Raw genomic sequence first — 18989 nt, 5'->3', positions numbered from 1 at the left:
ACATCCGCTTGCCACGAGCAGCAACGCCGTATAAGGGGGAAATTGATGAGAAAACTTACTCTGGCTGCTATACTCTTACTATTTTCTTTTCTATTAATAGGATGCCAAAACAGTAACCTGAACCTAGGTGACGACACTGTTACACGTATCGATGTTTATGAATGGAAGAGTGGTGAACTGGTGGCAACTATTGATGATACAGTGTTCATTGAAGAACTAGTAAAAGAATTAGATCGTGCAAGAACGAACAGCTTCAACAGCTAATATGGACTTTGCATCCCCAGAATATGAATTGCATTTCAATAGTGATGGAAAAACGCTACTTAAGATAGGGTATTATAAGAGCTCCGTGGATTTAGGTGTAGAAGGTCGGTATTGGAGTATGAATGAAGACAACATGTATAACGTTGAAACCCCGTTACCACTGGAATAACTTTTTTGCACTCTAGAAACAGCCATAGTTTGAACCGCTACGAAGGATAAGTGATCAGGCTTTGGTAGCTTAATCTAAACTTTCTCAACTCTGATCTGCTGCTTATTTATTCTCCTAATAAAGGATCTGTTCATCAAAATAAAGATGGGTTGGCTGGGAAATGACGAGACTCCCGCGGGAAAAGGAGCTCGGCGAGACCCCACAGGGAGCAAAGCGACTGAGGAGGCTCGCCGGTTCCCCGCAGGAAAGCGAGTTATTTCCCAGCCAACCCAAGCTTGCATACCATAAAGCAACCAAAGTCCTTTTTTTGAATCAGCTTCTTCCCTTTACGCAGTTGCCCATCGGCCAACTGTGTTGAGCATCGTTGGATAAGGGAAATGCTCTTTGAATAGTTTAAAATACAAGCATTCCTGCTTAGAACGCAATTCCACCGGAGCTTGCTCGTTCAGCTCCTCAAATTGCTGATCGGAAATAACCTGCTCTGCGTGCGTATCCAGGATATCCAGAGCGCCGCTTCCTTCCGAAAATTCAGCTTTTTTCCTCCAAAGCACTTCATCAGGCACATGGCCATCAAAAGCCTGGCGCAGCATCCATTTTTCGATCCGATCTGGTTTTTGCACTTTTAATGAAGCCGGAATATCCAAGGCTGTTTTTATGACGTCCAAGTCCAGGAACGGAACCCGTAGTTCCAACGAATGAGCCATGCTCATACGGTCCGCTCGTTGTAAATTTACGTTATGAAGGGTGTTTAAAATCCGAATGATTTCTTGATTAAGCTTATCCGTATCTTGGAATTCACTTAAATAACCATAACCCGCAAAGAGTTCGTCAGCGCCTTCCCCTGATAAAATGACTTTTACGTGTTGAGAAGCCAATTTTGATACGAAATAATTCGGTATTGCGCTTCTGACTAACGAAGGCTCGTAGGATTCCAAATGATAGATAACGTGGGAAATGGCTTCCTGCAACTCTTCTTCAGTGTAAATATATTCGTAATGCTCTGTCCCGATGGCTTCGGCGACTTTGCGTGCGTTAATGAGGTCAGCACTTCCTTCTGAACCGACGCAAAATGATTTGAGCGGATATTGGCCTTCCTGCTTCTTTTTAGCTAAGGCTGCAATCAAACTGCTGTCTAGGCCGCCGCTCAATAACACCCCTACCTCAACGTCAGCAATCATGCGCTTATGGACAGCTTGCTCCATCGCCTCACGAATGTTCTGACTGTGCTCATCGATCCGCTCTGTTTGCTGGCTTACATCGGGGGCTGTCACTTCACGGAAACTGACAAACCCTGCTTCCGGAGTGTAATAATGGCCATGCGGAAATTCATGTGCTTCTTCGACGACCTGATAGATCGCTTTAAGTTCTGACGAAAACACGAGCTTTCCTTCATCGTCTGCGCCGTAATATAATGGCTTGATGCCTAACGTGTCACGCGCAACGATGAAACTGTTATGCTTCTCATCCGATATGAAAAAGGCGAACATGCCCTCCAGCTTTTGAATGGCTTCCGGCCCTTCTTCCTCGATTAATTTCAAGGCGACTTCACTGTCAGAATGCGTAAGAAATGTTGTGCGATCCTGTAAGTCGGCTTTCAATGTTTTATAATTATAGATTTCCCCGTTGCATACAATCCAACGATCTTTCTGCTCATTTGAAATCGGTTGGATGCCGTCGTCCAGTCCAATGATCGATAGGCGACGATGTCCGAGGTGAACATTTTTCAATAGCACAGACTTGCCTTCATCAGGTCCTCTGTGATACATGCAATCGAGAATATCTTCCATTTCACGTTGTTTCATTTCTCCTGTTGAGATAAATATGCCACACATGTGTGTTTAGGCCTCCTAATGGGTTTGCTTGCTTTTAAATACAAATTCAAGCCTATTACGATGGAACCTTCCTGACAAATCGCTTTTAACCGCATTATCTGCTGTTTATATGAGTATGTCGCACTGAATGATGTATACCTCCCACATCCATACAAAAGAGGTGAATATGGCGGCATTCCAGCCAATTTACTACACGATTGCCAATCCTATCAAAAAAACAGGCCCTGCTGTCTAGCAGGGCTTGTTTTTAATCCCTCATAAGTACAAGCACCCATTCACGGACGCCATTAACAAACCAGACCCTCTCAAAGCTCGCTAGTTCATGCTTGTAAATCACTTTTTCCCTGACTTTCCCTCGTTCTACTAGTTCGTTGCGAAACGTCCCAGCTAATAAACCCGACTCAATGGGGGGTGTAAAATAGTGACCTCCCTCTTCAACGACCACATTCCCAGTCGTAAATTCAGTCAACTCTCCTTTGGTGTTAAATAACAAGACGGCGTAGCTATCCCCTGCTTTTATTGCGTGCTGATTATATATGTCACGGTGGGTGGTTTTATGAAATAAAAAAGGATCCTGTTCATTAACAGGCTCAGCAGCAAGCGTGCAGACGACAGAACTCAGTCCAGCATTCAGCCGCGTTGTTTCTATTTCAATGCTTCCATCTTTACTCAGTAATAACCGGAGCTTGTGTACACCGTTCAAATGGGATAAGACCACCTGCTGGAGTCTATGCTTCAATACCTCAATGTGTAGAGCGAAACCAAAATAACGGGCTGAGTCCAGCAATCGTTGCACATGCCTTTTCAATAAAAAGATGGTGCCCTCTTCAAGCTTCATTGTTTCCAGCAATTGAAAGTCAGTCCGGGATTCGGTTAACAAGCGTGCTTTCGTTTTCATTTCAGCAAACTCTCCTTCAGAAGTGGAATCCCAGGTGACGCCTCCCCCTGTTCCATACACAGCCCTCTTTCTGGCTTGATCCATCGTTACCGTTCGAATGGCCACATTGAAGGTAGCGTCTTGCGCGGGTGTCATATAGCCGATCGCCCCACAATAAACATCGCGAGGCTCAGGCTCCAGTGCAGCAATGTATTCCATCGTGCGTATTTTCGGAGCACCTGTAATTGAACCGCACGGAAACAGTGCTTTAAAGATATCGTATATGTTCGTTTTTTCCGGTAACGTGCCTTCGACTGTGGAGGTCATCTGATGAACCGTTGGATATTTTTCTATGTCGAATAACTTGGGAACCCGGACGCTCCCAGGAACAGCCAGCCTCCCCACATCGTTGCGAAGCAAGTCGACGATCATAACATTTTCGGCCCGGTCTTTTTCAGAGTAATAAAGGGCGTCAGCCGCGCGATCATCCTCGGCAGTAAAACGACCACGGCGTGATGTACCTTTCATCGGTTTGGTGGTCAGTTTATTTCCTTTTTTACGGAAAAATAACTCAGGTGAAGCCGACAATAGTTGGGTTTCACCCAAGTCTAAAAAGGCGGAATAAGGAGCCTGCTGATTTCGTGTCAACTGCCGGTAAAAGCTATACGGATCGCCAGTTGCTTTGGCTGTCAGGCGCGTTGTGTAATTAACCTGATACGTCTCCCCTTCTTCTATGGCTTGCTTTATTGTATCAATACCATTTTGGTAGGTGTCATAGTCTGATGTCTCCAACCACTTAGAGAGGTGATAGTCCCCTTCCCTCCGGACCGATTCCTGGACAGGGCCTGCGAATACGCCAAACCAGACGAGCGGCAGGTTAGGCTGCCGATGCACGCGGTAAGCCGGGTCAAACGCCGGAGCCGCTTCATAGGAAACGTAACCGGCAACATAATAGCCATCGTTCAAAGCCCTTTGTGCTTCATTAAACGCAGGAGCAACTTCAGGCAAATCCTGAGCTATGATCGTTTTGATGGGATTCTCAAATAGTAACGGGGACGTTTCACCAACTTCATTGAATTCGAAAAGCATCCACGGTTGTGCCGTCATCACACAGGCTCCTTCTCTTTAGGTTCGAATTCTAATGCCTGGCGGTACATGTTTTGAATCATCTCGAATCCAAACTCGGTCAGAATTGCCTCCGGGTGAAACTGCACACTTGCGATCGGCCAATCCCGATGTCGGACAGCCATTATTTCACCCGTATCGGTCGCTGCCGTGATGTCTAAACAACCTGGAAGCCTTTCTCGTGAAGCTGTCAATGAATGATAACGTGTAACCGAAATAGGCGATGGAAGCTGCTCAAAAAGCCCTCGTCCATCGTGTTTTATTGCTGTCACTTTCCCATGCATCGGTTGGGTACCTTTGATGACAGTGCCTCCAAAATGCTCCACGATCACCTGATGACCTAAGCATACTCCGAAGATCGGTACTTTTCCTTGGAGAGCATGCAAAATGTGGCGACATGTTACCGCGTCCTCAGGAGAACCTGGACCAGGTGCCAGGACGACCAAGTCAGGTTTTTGTCGTAACACATCCTGTGCTGTCAAGCTGTGAGCCCGGTAAACCTGCACGTTTGAATCCAACTGGGCAAAATATTGATAAAGATTGAAGGTAAATGAATCAAAATTATCGATCATCACAATCATGATGCCTACCATCCCTTATCTAAAATCGTATATTCTATTAACATAAGTAAACTTTATCATAAATGTTAGAATTGCTCTATCAACCCTTGCTTCCGAACCGTTACCTCTTTAACCGTTTATTATAAAAATTCATCAAAAAACAGATGAAAGGACGTTAATCCTGTATTACAATAAAGGATAATACCCTCCCCCGAAAACATTCGGGACATGAGGTATATTTCGTAAGGATGAGCCGAATATGAATGTATTCTATCAATCAAAAAGTATTTGGATTAAAATAATCATGATTTTGATCGGAATTACAATGCCTTTGTGGCTGAGCCCCGAGCAAGTCGGGCTGACGCAGATGATGGCAGACCTCCGGCAAAACCCTACCGGTAATACGCTGATGATTGCTGCGTTTATTCTTGTGGCTTTGAACACGATCAGGGCCCTCCCCCATTATATCGGGGCATTGCTGCTTGGCGATGAGCTGGGTTACCTCTTCAACCGGCCATGGTTGAAGGTTATCGTTCCGCTCGTTATCATCCCGCTCGTTTATGCGTGCATTAATCTCTACAATCCCGTCAATTATCATTTTGGCGGTCCTGCCATTTTATTGTTAATGGCGATTCTTTTACTTCACGTTCTAGGAAAGGGAAGACTTCGCCCCATTTTAAAGACCTTTGTGTTGGCTCAGCTCCTGCTTGGCTTTCAGTGGCTGGATACAGTCGTCATGTTAACGGCTTTCGGCTTTGGAGGCGGCGCTTTCTCAACCGAGCTGAAATCGATTGCCATTGATATTGGATTTGGTGGCACGTTATCGTTTTACAGTTTATTGTTGTGTTCCATATTTCTCATTAACGCTTTAGTGCTAGCCTTTTACCTTGCTTCGAGTGAACAAAAATGGAAAATCACGCAAGACTTGACCATTGCCCGTGGCGAGGCTGTAGCTTCCCGCTCCGGTCGTGAAGCACTTCACCTCGTTCATGATTTAAAAACACCGATGGCAACAATTGAGGGTTTGAATTCATTGATCCAATTAAAAACGACGGATCAAGACATTCAAAAATATACCGAAAACATCTCCCAATCGATTCGTTCCACCAGTGAAATGGTTTCGGAAATTCTCTATGATGAAAAGAAAAACTGGTGTACCATTAAACGATTGATTCAATATGTCCGCTCCAATAAACTGAGCGATGCCGATATAACATTCGATTTCCCTCTCGAGGCCGATCCGGAAATCGAAATTTACATTAACAAAATCCGGATGACACGCGTCATGATCAATCTCATCGATAATGCATGTGACGCTGTGGAAGGAATGACTGAGGCACGCGTTACCATCCATACTCAGGCAAAAGAAAACGGTGTATGGCTGGGGGTTGAAGATAATGGCAAGGGCATGTCAAAAAAAGAACAAGCGAAAATTTGGAATCCCGGCTACAGTACTAAAAAACACCCTGGGGTCGGGCTGACGTTTGTCAAAAATGTCGTGAAAGATCATAACGCGACCCTGACAATTAAAAGCGAAAAAGGAACCGGAACCGCCTTCTGGATCCATCTACCAAAGGAGCGTGTACGGAATGAACATACTAATCATTGATGACGACCAATCGCTGCGATTCATGCTGGAGGAAATATGTAAACATGCCAAGTGGGATTCGCAAGCGGCGGTGAATGGCAAGCAAGGGGTAGAATTGTTTCATAAACACCAGTTCGATCTTATCCTGGTTGATTACCACATGCCTGAGATGGATGGTATGCAAACTGTCAGAGAAATTCGGAAACACAATCACAACGTTCCGATTCTTGTTTTGACAGTGGATGAACGCCAGGAAGTAGCGGACCGTATGTTGGAGGAAGGCGCGAATGACTTTGCATTGAAGCCGGTCAAAGCGCCTGATATCATTTCGAGAATCCAACTCCATGTCCAACTAGCGAACATGAGAGAAATGCATGACAGAGGCGAAGAAGTATTTACGGCAAAAGGCATCAGCAAACGGACTTTAGATCACGTCGCCCACCATCTCAAAACTCATAAAGACCCGAGTTCAGTGGATGAAATATCAAAGGATATCGGTCTCGCTTATCCGACAGTCTATCGTTACTTAATGCATTTACTCGATGAGGGAAAAGTGAAACAGGTTGTCAGCCATCAGCGCATCGGCCGTCCGAAGAAACTTTACCAATGGTACACCCATTGATATCGATCACCATAAGAAAAAATGCCGAACTGATCGATAAGATCGTTCGGCATTTTGCATCTCATTCAGTTTTGTCCAGTCTCGCTCATTAGTCATAACGCCCAAACCATTCATAGCGATGACGGGACACCCATTTATATAGAGGCGAACCTAATAGAGCTGCTCCTGGCAGATGTAACAAGAGACTGACGGGTCTAGTCACTGGCAACGCAGAAAGTAAGCGCCGAATCGTATAGAATCCGACATACACCACACCCGATGACGCCTGCATGTAAATTTCATCATAAACATTGCGGCCTTTTAAAAAAGGATAATCTTCAACGTCTGCTTCCTGAACCGGCACCCATTCTATCCGGCTCTTCCAATCGAGTGGCTTAAGAACGCGTTTTGTATTCATACATAAGGGACACTTAGCATCGTAAAATACAACGTGTTTCATACCGATCGTTCCCTCCTTTACGAATGTCATACCCATTATAACGTCTTTGAGAACATCACCATATCCAGAGCTCGAATCCCGTTTTCATAGATCGCCTCAGCATAGTCCGCGAAAAAGTCCGGTCTGACATGCGAAAAACGAAACCCTGCCTTTTGATAAAAGATGAGATTAGCGATACTGGAGTTGGCAGTGCCCACGATCATACGGTGATAGCCTTTAGATTGATAAATCCGGCAGGCAGCAGCAATAATCTGCTTACCAACTCCCTGGCCTTGCCTTTCAGGTGTCACGGCCATATTTTTCAATTCCACGAGATGTGGTTCGGGAAAAGTACACTGTACCACCCCAAGCTGGTCCCCTTCGAGATAAACCGCATGCATATCCCCATCGTGCAGATAGCTTCGCACCACCGCTTCATCTTCATCAGCCAATAACAACAAAGGCAACCACGACTCCCTCTCGTGCTGTTCAATTTCGATCAAACCCGGATGCATTTCTATAAAACCTCCAATCGCTCTAACGCTTCGCATTCTTATATTTAATAAAATAGCCAAACGATAAAGGGCGCCATTACAGAGCCTGAAATTGCACTTAAGGTCATGGCAATGGAGCTTACCGAAGCAGCATCTTCCCCAAACTCGTACGCTTTGGCGGTTCCAATCGCATGCGACGCTGCTCCCATGCCCATACCTTTTCCTATGAAACTATGAAGGCCCGCAGCTTTTAAAAGATACGGCCCAAATACGACGCCACTATACCCGGCCACCATGACAAAGATCACAGCCAGCGACGGGGCTCCACCAAATTGCGAAGTGATTTGCATAGCGACGGGGGTGGTGACGGATTTCGGTAACACCGCATACACCAGGTCTTCACTAAAACCAAATACCTTAGCGAATAAGAGGCCGCTTGCCATTCCAATCATTGACCCGACCAACACCCCAGTCAAAATAGGGGCGAGGTACCGGGCCAACACGTGGCGCTGTCTGTATAACGGATAGGCTAAAGACACGACGGCCGGGCCGAGTAAATGATCGATCCATTGGCCGCCAATCATATATGTGTCGTAAGAAATGTTAAACGCAAGCAGACCGATCACGAGAAGAAACGTAGTCGTTAACGCAGGCATTAAAAATGGTAAAGGGAAACGCCGGTAAAGACGCGCCATTATAAGAAAAACGGCTAATGTCGTGACAACCATCATGACCCCAACCAAAGCGGCGACCATCATGATGAACGCTCCCTTTGCATCCCTGTTTTATTCGCGAATATTTGACTGACCGTCCCTGAGGCCAGCATTGTAATCAGCGTACTGACCATGACAATCAGGACTAAGCCGATATTTTTGCCGGAGAAGAAATACAAGTAATTGATGACTCCCACCGTAGCGGGCACAAATAACAACGTCAGATAGTGCAGTAACGTCCCCGCCCCTTCCTCGATCCATGTAACCGGGATCGCTTTAACAAGCAGAGCACCGAATAATACTAACAGCCCTACAATACTCCCCGGAATAGGCAGATTGAGCACATGCTGGAATTGTTCCCCTAAAAAATAAAAACCATATAACATGGCAATTTGAACGATAATTTTAATGAATTTCATATGGGCGAGTATGGCATCACGTACTCTTCCCTCCTCACGCTATACTGATTTCACTTCATTGTACTATACGTTCCTTGTTCATACTGCTCGATTTGCTTAGAGTTCTGCAATTGACAAACAGATCGTTATATCGTATATTGATATCGACTTTCGATATTGTGTGGTGATACTCATGTTACGGGATTTTTTCCTCGGATCAATCAAAATTCATATCCTCTATCATGCTTCCGTTGAACCCATCTATGGTGCTTTCTTAATGGAGGAGCTGGCCTCTCATGGCTATAATATCAGCCCAGGCACGTTATACCCCACTTTGAACCAGCTTCATGAACGGGGTCTGCTGAAAAAAGAGGAACACGTGGTTCAGGGGAAATTACGCAAATACTACACCATTACTGCTGAAGGACGTGACGTGCTTGAAACCGGTAAACGTCAAGTAAAAGAACTGGCAGATGAAATCCTGGATCAGGAGGATGATCAAGCATGACGAAACCCAACGGTTCATTACGGGAAATTTGGGCTGCTTCTACTAAATTAGGGTTAACATCATTCGGGGGACCTGTTGCCCATCTCGCTTATTTCAAGGATGAATATATTGATCGAAAGCAATGGCTCGATGACAAGACGTACGCGGATATAATTGCGTTGTGTCAATTTCTTCCCGGCCCTGCCAGCAGCCAGGTCGGTATCGCGATCGGCATGCTGCGTGGCGGAATACTAGGGGGCATCGTGTCGTGGCTAGGTTTCACATTACCCTCCGTCGTCATCCTTATTCTATTCGCCATGCTCTATCAATCGTTCGCCCTCGGTGATGCGGGGTTCATTCATAGTTTAAAAATTGTAGCGGCCGCCGTGGTTTTGCACGCCTTAATAGGGCTCGGAAAAAAATTGACCCCTGATAAAACGCGAATCGGCATTGCATTAGCAGGAGCCTTAGTGATGCTGCTCTACCCTTCCGCCTGGGTGCAAATCATGATTATCATCGCAGCTGGATTAGTAGGCTGGAAGCTTTTTGGCGAGAAGGCAGAAACAAACGTTCAGCCTTTCGCTGTCACGCTATCCAAAAAAGCCGGCGTCCTGTCGCTAACGCTATTAATCTCGCTATTAGCAATTCTTCCTTTGCTCGCGCGTTGGTATGACCATGCTTTGCTGCACATCTTTGATACCTTTTTCCGTGTTGGATCCCTCGTATTTGGCGGCGGCCATGTCGTTCTCCCGATGCTGGAACGAGAAGTCGTGCCAAACGGCTTGCTCAACCCCGATGAATTTTTAGCCGGGTATGGGATGGCTCAGGCCGTGCCGGGACCACTATTCACGTTTTCCAGTTATTTAGGAACGATGATTCAGGGGCTCAGCGGAGCGTTAGTGGCCACCATTGCCATATTCCTCCCGTCGTTTCTACTCATCATAACGGCTTTACCCTTTCTTCATGAACTGCGATCACGCCCCGCTTTTCAGGGCGTTTTGATGGGGGTAAACGCAAGTGTCGTCGGGATTCTTCTGGCAGCTTTCTACAACCCGGTCCTGACGAGTTCAATTTTAAGCGGAAGTGACTTTGCTTTAGCCGCCATCCTGTTTGCACTCCTGAATATCTGGAAAGTTCCAGCATGGGCCATCGTTATAATAGGTGTCGCCGGTGGCTACGTCCTGCAATTGATCACGTAACCGAAAACCCGCTCTCAGCTTAGAAGAGCGGGTTTTCATGTGTCATTTTTAAGCAACACACGACTCCCGAACAACACGCCCCACGGGTGGCGTTCATGCGATCGGCGGTGAAATTTGATGGGGATATACGCTTCACCATCGACAAATTCATCCCCTCCCACAGGATAGAGCGGATACGATTCCTCAGCCGTAATCGCTCGCAAATGGTGATGCTCCGTTTCGATCGTGATGTGTTCTCCTTCACCAGCCGTGTAACAGCCGGTGTAACAAACTAAATCAGATGGAGCTAACGGAATCGGTTGGTAGGTGAATCGTTGCTCCTCTATCGGCAAACCGAGCGCTTCATTTACAAGCTTCAGCCAAATGGATGCTGCATGAATGCCGCTTCGGTTTACTAACACCACAGCTGTCAGCCCGACCTCCGGGATCATCCCAAAGTGGGAAGACACACCCGGCTGCCCGCCGCTATGTTCAATCAATGTGTACCGATCCTGATAAGCCTGCACATTTACCCCATGGCCATATGCCTGACCCTGGAGGAGCCGAATCCGAGGCAAGGCCAATTTTTCATGGTTCGCCAGGAGCGCATGACTATACGTGAGCATATCTCTGACATTCGACCTTAAACCGCCTCCCACCGCGTAGTTACCTAAAGACGGCCAATCACACGCCTTAACCCGGCCCTCCTCGATTTCATACGGCGTACTCACATTATCGAAGCGTCTTACCGTATCGAGATTAAAGCTGGAGCGTGACATGTTTAACGGGGCGATAACGGTTTCCGTTACATATGCATAAAATGACTGTCCCGTCACCCGTTCGATGATTAAGCCAGCTAATAAAAACATGTCGTTGCTATAACTGAAATAATCACCCGGCTCCCCCAGCCACGTTTTCTCTACACGCTTCACATGCTCAATGTGTTTGTCAAGCCGTGTGAGTGATTCTTTTCGTTCAATCGGCGCCAAACCACTGGTATGAGAAAGCAGATGAAATAGCTTCAAAGTGCTCGGCACCACCGACCGAAGTTCAGGCACATGATGAACAACGGCATCATCTAAACGCAGCTTCCCTTCTGCTTCTAACCTCAGGACCACAGAAGCGGTCAGCGATTTTGTAATCGAAGCCGTACCGAATATCGTCTGGTCATCAACAGGCAGCTCTCGTTCAATATCCCGGTAACCAAAACCTTTGGTATAAAGCGGCTGGCCGTGGCGGCTGACGCCGACTGCGATACCAGGGATTTGCTTGTCTCGCATGATGGCGTCGATCTCGTTTTCAAACTGTTCGAAAGCCATAGTCTTCCTCCTTATTTGATTGGATCCACATAAATTCTGATTTTTGCTCATAAAACATCGGTTTTGCCGCATAAATTTTAATTTTTGCTCATAAATCTCATTTTTGCCTCAAAAATTCCAAAAATGGCGCATAACCCATTTCGCAGCAGAAAGCAGGAATCCTCTCCCCTCATGCCGAAATATGTATCAATCACAAGCAAAGGAGAGCATGCATGATTCTAAAAGAACACCAAACCTCCGTTCTTATCCAAAAACTAGAAGCACTCTTAGCAAGGCTTCCTCAAACCCATCCGAGACGTGAAGACGTTGAGGCCATGTTACGGAATCACCGGGCCGGCTATTATGGAGAGAAGTCTCTGGATTACCCTTTGGCAAGCCTCGACTCAGCACGCTACAGCATCCTGCATGACTTGAGACTCCCCCCCCTCCCCATTTCTTTCAAATGGATACCCTCTTGATCACTCCCGCGTACTTGCTTATACTCGAAGTGAAAAACATGGTCGGCACGTTAGTCTTTGACTCCCAATTCAAACAATCGATTCGGCAATCAAACCAGGGAGAAACCGGGTTCCGCGATCCGATACTTCAAGTCCAGAAACAGAAAATCAACCTTGCCAAATGGCTCTCCAACCACCTTTTCCCTCATAACCCCATTGTTACGTATGTCGTGATCAGTAACCCGTCGAGCGTTATCAAATCAACAGTCCCTGACCACCGGACGAAACACATCATCAGAGAGGATAACCTTCCGTTTGTCATCGACCAATTGAACAGCTTGTATGTCAAAGCATGCTATACACCTGATCACATCCAACGGTTGGGCGAGGCATGCCTCCATAATCATACCGAATATAACCCGGATATTCCGCAACGCTTTCAGCTTTGTGAAACAGACCTGCTCAAAGGCGTGCGCTGTCCGGGCTGCGATCCCGATGAAACGCCTCTACGCTGCGTGGTTTTGCTCCTCTTGCTCATTTTCATCGAAAGACGCTCACGTTCAGACCTTCGAAGATTATCGACTGTTGCTTAGCGCAACCATAACCAATCAGCAGCTGAGAGCGTTCTTCCAGGTCTCCTCTCGACATACTGCTCGTTACCTCTTAAGCTCAAAAGCAAGCTTGTATAAGACTCCTACCCCAACATTTTTTGGTGCAACCCCTTAAATACTTCGATGCACTTGAAAAACGGCTCCCCATGCTGGTCTCCCCCATCCTCTAGGATCCAACACGTGGATAACACCGCATGGCAAAACCCCCATTTCAATAGGCGGGCTTTATCCAGGTTAAGTGTGTTGGTTAACAGCTCAATGCGTCGCTCCATGACCTCTTCATAACCTTCTTCAGGCAAACAATTCATCAAAAATTGGATAACATCGTATTCCTTTTCACCTGTCAGACCTTTCGGGTCGATCACCGTCCATCCTCTAGTTTGGTCACATAAGACATTGTAATGGTGAAAGTCGCCGTGAAGAAGAACGGGCGCTTTGATTGTGTTATTCATCTGTTGAAAAACAGCTGCCGCTTCCTCGAGCATCGTGCGGGATACAGGCCCCAACCCACGCGGATACTGATTCAGGATGGCTGCTAACGAGGCTTCTCGCCCCTCCGTAGAAGGAAGGTTTGTATCATGAGGCACCTCAGTCCAAAGGTTTCGCAGGAGCTTTGCTGCAATTACCGTAGCAGCCTCATCATCTTGTTCTTCAGCCAGCATCCTCCCCGGCTGAAGATGTTCAAGTATGAGGACACCGTGCTCCAGATCGTAATCGATTAATGTAACCATCGCCTTCCCTGACTGATTGGAGTGCTCGAGTGCGTCAATTTCATCGCGGAATTGCGAATCAGGCTGGCATAATTTCACAACAACACGCTCCCCACCGCGCCATTCAGCCGGGGCAACATAGTTAAATGATAAATCATAGGGAGGCAATATATTGAGTGGCCAACGGGTCTCGCAAAAATGGATCAACTCAGGAAACCGCTCAAGCCATGCCTCTCCTTGTGTATGATGTGTTGCGCGGATCGTCCGTTTGAATTCTTCAGGCAAATGCATCCTTGAAGCCCCGTTCACCATAAAAACGCTCCATATACCAATATGAACCCGAGAATCAGATCTAACCCGTATTTGGTTTTCTCTTTACGTTGCAGATATTTTTCCAGCGCAGAGACTAATAAGCTTAAGCCAACCAGCCCGAGCACCCAGGAAAAATAGGTTTCCTCAGAAGTGACGTTGATGATAATCGCCGTCACTAAACCGATGATGATCACAAGTTGTATGAAAACGAATGGGAGCAGCCTATCCTGATAGACTTCTTTTATACGATTAAACATGTTAGACCTCCTAATAGCCTGTTCGGCACCTCATCCTTTTTCGAGATGACAGCTTAAAAATCCTCCCTAACAACACAAGGAAGATCCCATATAAAAAGAGAGGACCAGGTTCGCCCTCTCAATCTATGAATTTCTATTAAAGGAGACCTTCTATAGCAAAAACCCGGCACGGAGCACCTTCTGTTCCTTTAAGTTTCGTAGGTGCACAAGAAAATAAAACGCGTTCTTCTTGAATTGCTCCAAGGTTTGTGCACCATTCAATTAAACAGACATCATTACCTAGAAAAGTTTGATGATTTGGTGACCAGTCCGGACTGCTGTGTTCCCTTCCTTTTGGCGGATGGAGTGGTGAATCGCATGTCATAAAATCTTGAGCAAGGGATTTGATCCCGCGCTCCATCAACCACTCCGCTGCATCGGTTGAGAGATAAATCATCTTGTCCCAAAATTCAAAAGTTCCGAAAGCTCTGTCGGTCCAACCGGTACGAATGACAACGATATCGCCTGGCTTCATCTCTACACCCGAGTTTTCTAAATCTTCAGCAGTTACTGCTTCCCCAGGTTGTTTATGCATCATATCAAACACGACCGCTTCCCCAACAAGCCAATCGAGTGGCACTTCATCATTATCTAGCCCTTTCACAAAGTAATGAGAAGGGGCGTCATAATGCGTGAAGTGTTGGGTGCATAGTTTCACTTCATGCGAAGATGCTTTATTTTCCTCCACCGTAGCCACCTTTCTTATTTCATTTTTTGAATCTGCTTTTCCATATACTTTACTTCTCGGAAACCCAGGGAATTGCGTCTCTTCGTCCACTGTTAAACTCAGGTCGATTACCTTCATTTTCTAACCCTCCAAAGTAGATTAAACATCATTAATCTCTGAAATTTCAACTCTTTCGTTCAAGTCGCGAGCGTAGCTTAACAAATCTTCTAATATGGCCTGTTTTTTGGCTTCATCTAACCGAAATTGTGGTCCAGCAACTGTCAGACCTGCCAGAATATGCCCTCTTGAGCCAAAGATAGGCGCAGCAACAGCCCATGCTTCTTGGTCAATTTCTTCAAAGCTCGTGACATAGCCTGATTTCTTAACATGTTTTAGCTGTTCTTTGAATGTTTGTTTGGAGTCGATTAACCCACTTTCTAAAAAATCATCTAGAATATTTTCCTGAATTTCCTCTTCCATATAAGAGAGTAATATTTTGGCGGAAGCACCTGCATGAAGTGACTGAACCTTGCCTCTTTCAAAGGTGAGCTTAATCGTCTTTGAGCTTTCCACGCGGTCAAAACAAATCGTTTGCTTTCCGACAATCCCTGATAAGATAACTGTTTCTCCTGTTTCTCGGGAAAGTTCTTTCATTATGGGAGTGGCTAAATTCAGAAAATCCATACTCGACATCGAGACTTTGGCTAACTGTAGAATACTTAAACCTAGCTTATACTGACCGGAACCATATTCTTGGATTAAGCTTTTCGCTTTTAACGTCTCCAGCAACCGATACACTGTACTTCTAGGAAGACCGATCTGTTGTGTAATTTCCTTAACGGTTAATACGGGATTATCTTCTGTAAATTGAAAGAGGATATCTAACCCTCTCTCCAATGTGCGATTTGCATCTCCTGCCATCTTAATCACCTTTTTTATCGTGTATTGATTATGACGCTCCTGCATCAGAATTACTTTTTCCTTGTTTGGTAATAAAGTAGACAAACAACACAGTAAGAGCTAAAATGGTTCCACTAATCGGTCTTGTCACAAAAATGAGAGGATTCATGTCAGAAGTGACTAGGCTGCCTATCAAATTCTTCTCAATGATAGGACCAAGCACTAACCCTAAAACAATCGGCGGGATAGGGAAGCCGAATTTCATGAAAAAGAATCCTAATACCCCTAAAAACATGATAACTTTGACATCAAATACAGAATTATTAACAGCGTAGCCTCCCGTGACGCACATCACGATGATAAGAGGAAGCATGATGGGCATAGGAGTCTTTAGTAGTTTTGGGAAAAGCTTACTGCCTAGAATCCCTACGATTAATAAAAAGACGTTTGCAATAACGAGGATCCATAGTATCTCAGCAACAAGACTATAATTATCTGTTATCAGCGTTGGCCCTGGTGTCACACCTTTAATCATGAGGGCTCCAAGCAGAACTGCCGTCACCGTGTCTCCGGGGATCCCTAACGTCAGTAAAGGGAGTAAAGCGCCTCCCGTCACCGCATTGTTGGCACTTTCACTGGCGATAATCCCTTCTTCACTCCCCTTGCCGAACTTGTCAGATTGCTTAGAAGCTCTCTTAGCCTCATTATAACTGATCCAGGAAGCAATGGTAGGTCCTGTACCAGGCAGCGCCCCAATAAATGAACCCATCAGGGCGCCTTTCAACATCGTCCATTTATATATCCAAAATTCTTTAAATTTTGGCAGCACATTTTTCACCTTCCCAAGCTTCCCAAATCCTTCAGATACAATTTCGGTTTTACTGAGAACTTCACTTACAGCAAACAAACCAATCAAAGCGGGAATTAAAGCCACGCCTCCCATTAAATAGGTGCTGCCGAACGTAAATCTGGAAAGTCCAGCGATTGGATCCATTCCAATTGTAGCGAGGATCATACCGAACAGCGCCCCAGCTGCTCCTTTTAACAAAGAGCCTTCACTGACACCAGCGACACAAGCTAACCCTAGAATGCCTAAAGCAAAGTATTCCGGGGGACCGAACTTCAATGTAAAAGCACCAACCGTAGGTGCAAGCAACATTAAGATGAAGGCTGATAAAGTTCCGCCAAACCAAGAGGCAATGACTGAATAACCTAATGCTTGACCAGGTTTACCACTCTGGGCCATTGGGTAACCATCTAATATTGTAGCTGCATTACCTGGCGCACCCGGCGTTTTTATTAATATGGCTGGAATACTGCCAGCGTAAAATCCGCCTGCAAATATTCCAAGCAGCAACGCCATCGAAACTTGGAACGGAAGATAAAAGGTGACTGGAGTGAATATTGCTACCCCCGTCGTTGCTGTAAGTCCTGGTGCGGCACCAAATAATATCCCAATTACGACTCCTAAGAAGATCCAGGCGATCGTCAACGGAGTTGCTACAGTTGCCAGAGCAGAAATCAGCTGTTCTAAATTAGCCATTAGTTTCAATCCCCTTTTAGGATGGAAGTGTAATTTGAAATAGATGAACAAACGTAATATAAATTGCAAATGTACTCAGAAGAGGTATGCCCGCTAACTTCCAAAGCTTATGCTCTCCAAGTATTCTCATGGCAGTCACCATAAAGATGAGGGTTGAAATTAAAAAACCTGCCCAATTGAGGGAAAACGCATAAAAGATAATCAGCAGAATGAACGGAATAATTCTCGTCCATTTAAATGAAGGAAAAACGTTCCTTTCTACTTTTTTAAATCCTCTCCATAAAATTCCAAGCGAACATAAACCCAACAGGATAAACAAAAGCAGGGGATAAAAGCCTGCCGAGACATTGCTTGTCCCCTGTGTGGGAAGAGAGGATGACGCCACCATGCCCAGTACCGCTAATACCAATGATAATGCTCCTACAATGACATCCTGATTTTTCAAATTCCACACCTCCATCCTTTTGCAACGAATAAGAATTTATTTAGTAAGTCCGATCTCTTTAACAATCTGCTTATTTTCATTTGCAATGTTTTCTATTTTCTTTTGAAAATCTTCCGAATTTAAATAAGCAGGGCTTAAGTTGAGATTCTTCCATTCCTCTTTAACATCAGAATCTTCACTCGCTTTTTTTAGTGATTCTTCTAACTGAGCGACTATGTCTTCAGGAGTACCACTCGGAACAAACAGCCCAAACCAAAGTGACGAATCGATTTCGAAATCTTGTTCCTTAAAGGTTGGTACTTCTGGCATGAACTCTGACCTCTCCTCAGTCGTTACAGCCAACTTTTTGACATCCTTTCCTGCAATTGGAGGTGCACCGACTGCAACAACATCAACGTGTCCACCCATAACGGACGACACAGCTCCATTACCCCCCTCTCCTGGCACGTGTTTCAGTTCAAGATCATTTTGAGAAGCAAAGTGCTCCATTAAAACGTGCTGAGACGATCCTGCCGCTGGTGTCGAATATGTGACCTCACCCGGATTCTCTTTAGCATGTTTCACTAAGGCATTTAATGACTCAAACTCTGATGATTCATTTACCGCGATAACGATTGGGACTTCAACCATTTGTCCAACTGGTGTAAAGTCCTCATAGCTATACGGCACGTCACCAGCATAAGGTTTGATTGTCATGGCACCAGAAGAGCCGGTCAGCATGTTGTATCCGTCAGCTTTCTGTTTGGAGGCTTCAGCATGACCAATACTGCCTCCTCCGCCCGGCTTATTGTTGACAACGACTGGTTGTCCTAACTCTTCTTCCGCATACTTGGCGAATGCCCGTGACACAAGATCAGTGCCATCCCCTGATGGAAAAGGAACAATTAAATTAATCGATTTGTTCGGGTAATTACTCCCTCCGGCGGATTCGGACGATGTTTCTCCTGAACATCCTGCGGCTACTAACAACATAATCCCCAAGCCACAAAACGTTAACCACCTTGATAATTTCATTCCATCTCTC

General features: G+C 45.6%; 22 protein-coding genes. 7 read left to right on the top strand and 15 right to left on the bottom strand.

What is annotated here, in order from left to right:
* Positions 1-45: 45 nt before the first annotated feature.
* Entirely contained in the window at positions 46-264 is a 219-nt protein-coding gene (locus HOP45_RS03820; protein WP_181347581.1) for a hypothetical protein, read from the top strand.
* 495 nt (positions 265-759) lie between these two features.
* Here the strand turns inward: HOP45_RS03820 and asnB are convergent, their stop codons facing one another.
* From asnB to HOP45_RS03805, 3 genes are all read right to left on the bottom strand, one after another.
* Positions 760-2265, bottom strand: coding sequence for an asparagine synthase B (gene asnB, locus HOP45_RS03815; protein ID WP_181347580.1), 1506 nt, complete (start codon positions 2263-2265; stop codon positions 760-762).
* Between the two features lie 247 nt (positions 2266-2512).
* Positions 2513-4249, bottom strand: a complete 1737-nt coding sequence (pabB, locus tag HOP45_RS03810; protein WP_181347579.1) for an aminodeoxychorismate synthase component I — start codon at positions 4247-4249, stop codon at positions 2513-2515.
* Positions 4249-4848 carry an anthranilate synthase component II gene (locus HOP45_RS03805; RefSeq protein WP_181347578.1) on the bottom strand — a complete coding sequence of 200 codons (600 nt, stop codon included), beginning with the start codon at positions 4846-4848 and terminating at the stop codon, positions 4249-4251. The genes pabB and HOP45_RS03805 overlap by 1 nt, the downstream gene beginning before the upstream one ends.
* A 238-nt stretch (positions 4849-5086) precedes the next feature.
* Here HOP45_RS03805 and HOP45_RS03800 point away from each other — a divergent pair, with 238 nt between their 5' ends.
* Together HOP45_RS03800 and HOP45_RS03795 are read left to right on the top strand one after the other, a co-directional pair.
* A complete protein-coding gene (locus HOP45_RS03800; protein WP_255437476.1) occupies positions 5087-6436 on the top strand; it encodes a sensor histidine kinase in 1350 nt (449 codons plus the stop codon).
* A complete protein-coding gene (locus HOP45_RS03795) occupies positions 6417-7037 on the top strand; it encodes a response regulator (RefSeq protein WP_181347577.1) in 621 nt (206 codons plus the stop codon). The genes HOP45_RS03800 and HOP45_RS03795 overlap by 20 nt, the downstream gene beginning before the upstream one ends.
* Before the next feature lie 88 nt (positions 7038-7125).
* Here HOP45_RS03795 and HOP45_RS03790 read toward each other — a convergent pair whose 3' ends face one another.
* The 4 genes from HOP45_RS03790 to HOP45_RS03775 are packed head-to-tail and all read right to left on the bottom strand — an operon-like array spanning position 7126 to position 9081.
* Entirely contained in the window at positions 7126-7476 is a 351-nt protein-coding gene (locus tag HOP45_RS03790; protein WP_181347576.1) for a thiol-disulfide oxidoreductase DCC family protein, read from the bottom strand.
* A 35-nt stretch (positions 7477-7511) separates the two neighbouring features.
* Positions 7512-7970 carry a GNAT family N-acetyltransferase gene (locus HOP45_RS03785; RefSeq protein ID WP_181347575.1) on the bottom strand — a complete coding sequence of 153 codons (459 nt, stop codon included), beginning with the start codon at positions 7968-7970 and terminating at the stop codon, positions 7512-7514.
* Between the two features lie 44 nt (positions 7971-8014).
* Positions 8015-8704, bottom strand: a complete 690-nt coding sequence (locus tag HOP45_RS03780) for an LrgB family protein (RefSeq protein ID WP_181347788.1) — start codon at positions 8702-8704, stop codon at positions 8015-8017.
* A complete protein-coding gene (locus tag HOP45_RS03775) occupies positions 8704-9081 on the bottom strand; it encodes a CidA/LrgA family protein (protein WP_181347574.1) in 378 nt (125 codons plus the stop codon). Before HOP45_RS03775 ends, HOP45_RS03780 begins: the two co-directional genes overlap by 1 nt.
* A 172-nt stretch (positions 9082-9253) precedes the next feature.
* On the opposite strand from HOP45_RS03775, the gene HOP45_RS03770 reads away from it, so the two are divergent.
* Together HOP45_RS03770 and chrA are read left to right on the top strand one after the other, a co-directional pair.
* The gene (locus tag HOP45_RS03770; protein ID WP_219914466.1) at positions 9254-9568 is read left to right on the top strand and encodes a PadR family transcriptional regulator; all 315 of its coding nucleotides are present in this window, start codon (positions 9254-9256) and stop codon (positions 9566-9568) included.
* A complete protein-coding gene (gene chrA, locus HOP45_RS03765; RefSeq protein WP_181347572.1) occupies positions 9565-10746 on the top strand; it encodes a chromate efflux transporter in 1182 nt (393 codons plus the stop codon). The genes HOP45_RS03770 and chrA overlap by 4 nt, the downstream gene beginning before the upstream one ends.
* A 35-nt stretch (positions 10747-10781) precedes the next feature.
* Here the strand turns inward: chrA and HOP45_RS03760 are convergent, their stop codons facing one another.
* A complete protein-coding gene (locus HOP45_RS03760) occupies positions 10782-12044 on the bottom strand; it encodes a serine hydrolase domain-containing protein (RefSeq protein WP_181347571.1) in 1263 nt (420 codons plus the stop codon).
* Positions 12045-12256: 212 nt separating this feature from the next.
* On the opposite strand from HOP45_RS03760, the gene HOP45_RS03755 reads away from it, so the two are divergent.
* Together HOP45_RS03755 and HOP45_RS03750 are read left to right on the top strand one after the other, a co-directional pair.
* A complete protein-coding gene (locus tag HOP45_RS03755) occupies positions 12257-12502 on the top strand; it encodes a hypothetical protein (RefSeq protein WP_181347570.1) in 246 nt (81 codons plus the stop codon).
* Positions 12487-13074, top strand: a complete 588-nt coding sequence (locus tag HOP45_RS03750) for a nuclease-related domain-containing protein (RefSeq protein WP_370457941.1) — start codon at positions 12487-12489, stop codon at positions 13072-13074. Before HOP45_RS03755 ends, HOP45_RS03750 begins: the two co-directional genes overlap by 16 nt.
* Positions 13075-13175: 101 nt before the next feature.
* Here HOP45_RS03750 and HOP45_RS03745 read toward each other — a convergent pair whose 3' ends face one another.
* From HOP45_RS03745 to HOP45_RS03715, 7 genes are all read right to left on the bottom strand, one after another.
* Positions 13176-14114: an aminoglycoside phosphotransferase family protein gene (locus tag HOP45_RS03745; protein ID WP_181347568.1), complete on the bottom strand. Its 939-nt coding sequence runs from the start codon at positions 14112-14114 to the stop codon at positions 13176-13178.
* Entirely contained in the window at positions 14108-14371 is a 264-nt protein-coding gene (locus HOP45_RS03740) for a hypothetical protein (RefSeq protein WP_181347567.1), read from the bottom strand. The genes HOP45_RS03745 and HOP45_RS03740 overlap by 7 nt, the downstream gene beginning before the upstream one ends.
* A 136-nt stretch (positions 14372-14507) precedes the next feature.
* Positions 14508-15215 carry a cyclase family protein gene (locus HOP45_RS03735; RefSeq protein WP_181347566.1) on the bottom strand — a complete coding sequence of 236 codons (708 nt, stop codon included), beginning with the start codon at positions 15213-15215 and terminating at the stop codon, positions 14508-14510.
* Between the two features lie 21 nt (positions 15216-15236).
* Complete coding sequence (locus HOP45_RS03730; RefSeq protein WP_181347565.1) at positions 15237-15998, bottom strand: IclR family transcriptional regulator; 762 nt, start codon at positions 15996-15998, stop codon at positions 15237-15239.
* Between the two features lie 28 nt (positions 15999-16026).
* Positions 16027-17520, bottom strand: coding sequence for a tripartite tricarboxylate transporter permease (locus HOP45_RS03725; protein ID WP_181347564.1), 1494 nt, complete (start codon positions 17518-17520; stop codon positions 16027-16029).
* A 16-nt stretch (positions 17521-17536) separates the two neighbouring features.
* Entirely contained in the window at positions 17537-17965 is a 429-nt protein-coding gene (locus tag HOP45_RS03720) for a tripartite tricarboxylate transporter TctB family protein (RefSeq protein ID WP_181347563.1), read from the bottom strand.
* 36 nt (positions 17966-18001) lie between these two features.
* The gene (locus tag HOP45_RS03715) at positions 18002-18979 is read right to left on the bottom strand and encodes a Bug family tripartite tricarboxylate transporter substrate binding protein (RefSeq protein WP_181347562.1); all 978 of its coding nucleotides are present in this window, start codon (positions 18977-18979) and stop codon (positions 18002-18004) included.
* Between the last annotated feature and the right edge of the window lie 10 nt (positions 18980-18989).

This window comes from Thalassobacillus sp. CUG 92003 (assembly GCF_013618635.1).
Taxonomy (GTDB): domain Bacteria; phylum Bacillota; class Bacilli; order Bacillales; family Halobacillaceae; genus CUG-92003.
This window is presented reverse-complemented; position numbering and strand designations above follow the sequence as displayed.

Excerpts from the sequence above, each read along its gene's own strand:
- HOP45_RS03820 (WP_181347581.1), top strand. The coding sequence starts at position 46 with ATGAGAAAACTTACTCTGGCTGCTATACTCTTACTATTTTCTTTTCTA.
- asnB (WP_181347580.1), bottom strand. The coding sequence starts at position 2,265 with ATGTGTGGCATATTTATCTCAACAGGAGAAATGAAACAACGTGAAATG.
- pabB (WP_181347579.1), bottom strand. The coding sequence starts at position 4,249 with ATGACGGCACAACCGTGGATGCTTTTCGAATTCAATGAAGTTGGTGAA.
- HOP45_RS03805 (WP_181347578.1), bottom strand. The coding sequence starts at position 4,848 with ATGATTGTGATGATCGATAATTTTGATTCATTTACCTTCAATCTTTAT.
- HOP45_RS03800 (WP_255437476.1), top strand. The coding sequence starts at position 5,087 with ATGAATGTATTCTATCAATCAAAAAGTATTTGGATTAAAATAATCATG.
- HOP45_RS03795 (WP_181347577.1), top strand. The coding sequence starts at position 6,417 with ATGAACATACTAATCATTGATGACGACCAATCGCTGCGATTCATGCTG.
- HOP45_RS03790 (WP_181347576.1), bottom strand. The coding sequence starts at position 7,476 with ATGAAACACGTTGTATTTTACGATGCTAAGTGTCCCTTATGTATGAAT.
- HOP45_RS03785 (WP_181347575.1), bottom strand. The coding sequence starts at position 7,970 with ATGCATCCGGGTTTGATCGAAATTGAACAGCACGAGAGGGAGTCGTGG.
- HOP45_RS03780 (WP_181347788.1), bottom strand. The coding sequence starts at position 8,704 with ATGGTCGCCGCTTTGGTTGGGGTCATGATGGTTGTCACGACATTAGCC.
- HOP45_RS03775 (WP_181347574.1), bottom strand. The coding sequence starts at position 9,081 with ATGAAATTCATTAAAATTATCGTTCAAATTGCCATGTTATATGGTTTT.
- HOP45_RS03770 (WP_219914466.1), top strand. The coding sequence starts at position 9,254 with ATGTTACGGGATTTTTTCCTCGGATCAATCAAAATTCATATCCTCTAT.
- chrA (WP_181347572.1), top strand. The coding sequence starts at position 9,565 with ATGACGAAACCCAACGGTTCATTACGGGAAATTTGGGCTGCTTCTACT.
- HOP45_RS03760 (WP_181347571.1), bottom strand. The coding sequence starts at position 12,044 with ATGGCTTTCGAACAGTTTGAAAACGAGATCGACGCCATCATGCGAGAC.
- HOP45_RS03755 (WP_181347570.1), top strand. The coding sequence starts at position 12,257 with ATGATTCTAAAAGAACACCAAACCTCCGTTCTTATCCAAAAACTAGAA.
- HOP45_RS03750 (WP_370457941.1), top strand. The coding sequence starts at position 12,487 with ATGGATACCCTCTTGATCACTCCCGCGTACTTGCTTATACTCGAAGTG.
- HOP45_RS03745 (WP_181347568.1), bottom strand. The coding sequence starts at position 14,114 with ATGGTGAACGGGGCTTCAAGGATGCATTTGCCTGAAGAATTCAAACGG.
- HOP45_RS03740 (WP_181347567.1), bottom strand. The coding sequence starts at position 14,371 with ATGTTTAATCGTATAAAAGAAGTCTATCAGGATAGGCTGCTCCCATTC.
- HOP45_RS03735 (WP_181347566.1), bottom strand. The coding sequence starts at position 15,215 with ATGAAGGTAATCGACCTGAGTTTAACAGTGGACGAAGAGACGCAATTC.
- HOP45_RS03730 (WP_181347565.1), bottom strand. The coding sequence starts at position 15,998 with ATGGCAGGAGATGCAAATCGCACATTGGAGAGAGGGTTAGATATCCTC.
- HOP45_RS03725 (WP_181347564.1), bottom strand. The coding sequence starts at position 17,520 with ATGGCTAATTTAGAACAGCTGATTTCTGCTCTGGCAACTGTAGCAACT.
- HOP45_RS03715 (WP_181347562.1), bottom strand. The coding sequence starts at position 18,979 with ATGAAATTATCAAGGTGGTTAACGTTTTGTGGCTTGGGGATTATGTTG.